This window comes from Marivita geojedonensis (assembly GCF_002115805.1).
In the GTDB taxonomy this organism is placed as follows: Bacteria; Pseudomonadota; Alphaproteobacteria; order Rhodobacterales; family Rhodobacteraceae; genus Marivita; species Marivita geojedonensis.
This window is the reverse complement of sequence record NZ_JFKC01000066.1, coordinates 1-1,537: the sequence shown is the minus strand read 5'-3', so window position 1 is coordinate 1,537 and position 1,537 is coordinate 1. Positions and strand designations below refer to the sequence as shown.

At 53.1% G+C, this 1,537-nt stretch carries 1 protein-coding gene; it reads left to right on the top strand.

Annotation, left to right across the window (positions count from 1 at the left end; genetic code table 11):
• Positions 1 to 295: 295 nt before the first annotated feature.
• On the top strand, positions 296 to 1,537 hold a 1,242-nt coding region (locus tag MGEO_RS21025), incomplete at its 3' end, for a primase-helicase family protein (RefSeq protein ID WP_085641692.1).

Genomic DNA, 1,537 nt, shown 5'->3' with positions numbered 1-1,537 from the left:
GATTATGAATTATTCTCATAAAAAGCGCCCAAAATATTAGGCTGCGTTAATGGTATGGTCGCACAAAAAGACACGCAGTCTAGTTGGCGTCTTTTGTCCGATTATGAACCAAAAATCGAAACGGCATCGGGGCCTGTTTCGGGCACTAACTTAGGTCCGAACACCCCGTTTCTGCTCCACCCGAAACAGCCACGCTGACCATTTTTATCAGCGACGGCATTCCCAGCAACACTGTGCATCCAGGCACGAAGTATGGATGTCAGTGAGTTGGTTTTTCCATAAAGAAAGTATTATTATGTCTGAACAACATATTGAAAATAATCAAGATTCCCAAAGCTCCTCTGACGGTAGCACTAGCTCCACCGCCAATCATCAAAAATCTCCTCCGAAAATCCAAGATCGGGAGATCCGCATCAGCATCGTTGCCCCAGTCATAGCAGACCAGTTTGTTAAGCAAGGTGACAAGTACTTCCACGTCGACAGCCTGAGTTGCCCTCTGTCCGGTGGCGATGCTCAGAGTATCGCCTGTCAGATCATCCGTGCGCAGTTCCCATACGAAAACAAAGAACCCGACCTTGTGGAGGCGATCCTGAAGCGGGCCTTCTCCGGAACGACAAAGGAGCCTGAGCAGTCTATCGCTCTGTGGAACAGGACCACGCGCTGTGCGCCAGGTAATCGCGGTCGCGTCCTGCGCGGACAGTACATGGCCTCCATCAACACATGGAAGATTCCAGACTACCGCCAGCTCGGGATGAAGGAAGCGGACATAGGCATGCTGGGTGAGTTCCTCGACAGGACATTCGTGGAACCATCGGACAAGACGCGTTTCCTGGATTGGTTGTCATGGACGCTGCAGAACGAGCAGAAAAAGCCCGGCTTCGCGCCCTTGCTCTACTCGCGGGAAAAGGGGACCGGAAAGAGCACACTGTGCCAGTTCGTCTCCAGATTGTTCGGTAAGGACAACACCCACTCGGCAAACGGGCTCAGCCAAGTCACAGGCCGCTTTAACAAGCCAATGCTCGACAGCAAGTTACTGGTACTGGAAGAGCTAAAGCTGAAGCCTGGCTCCAACCAAGGCAACGCCCTGAAGTCGCTGATCACCGAAGCGGATACGAGCGCCGAACGAAAGGGCGTGGACCTCGAAAAGACCACGCAGTGTTGCTGTTTCCTGTTCACCACCAACCATCTGCCACAGTGGATCGAAGGAAATGATCGACGCTTCCATGTAATCGACATGGGGCACGAGGGACATGCTTCTGGCCCGAAGGCCGACGACTTCGCTGAGTTCATGACGGAATTCTACGAATGGATGGACGACCCGGAGAACATCGCCAAGGCCTACAACGCTCTGATGCACCGGAAGCAGTCGGAGGGCTTCAATCCGAAGGCGCTGAACACGTCCAAGATCGAAACGCCGGTCATGAAGCAAATCAGAAGCACCTCTCAGGAAACTTTGCAGGAGCAACTGGCCGAGAAGCTCGAAGAGGACGGTCGGGGAGCCATCCCGCAAGAGAAGCTGATTGTCATGATCCGAAAT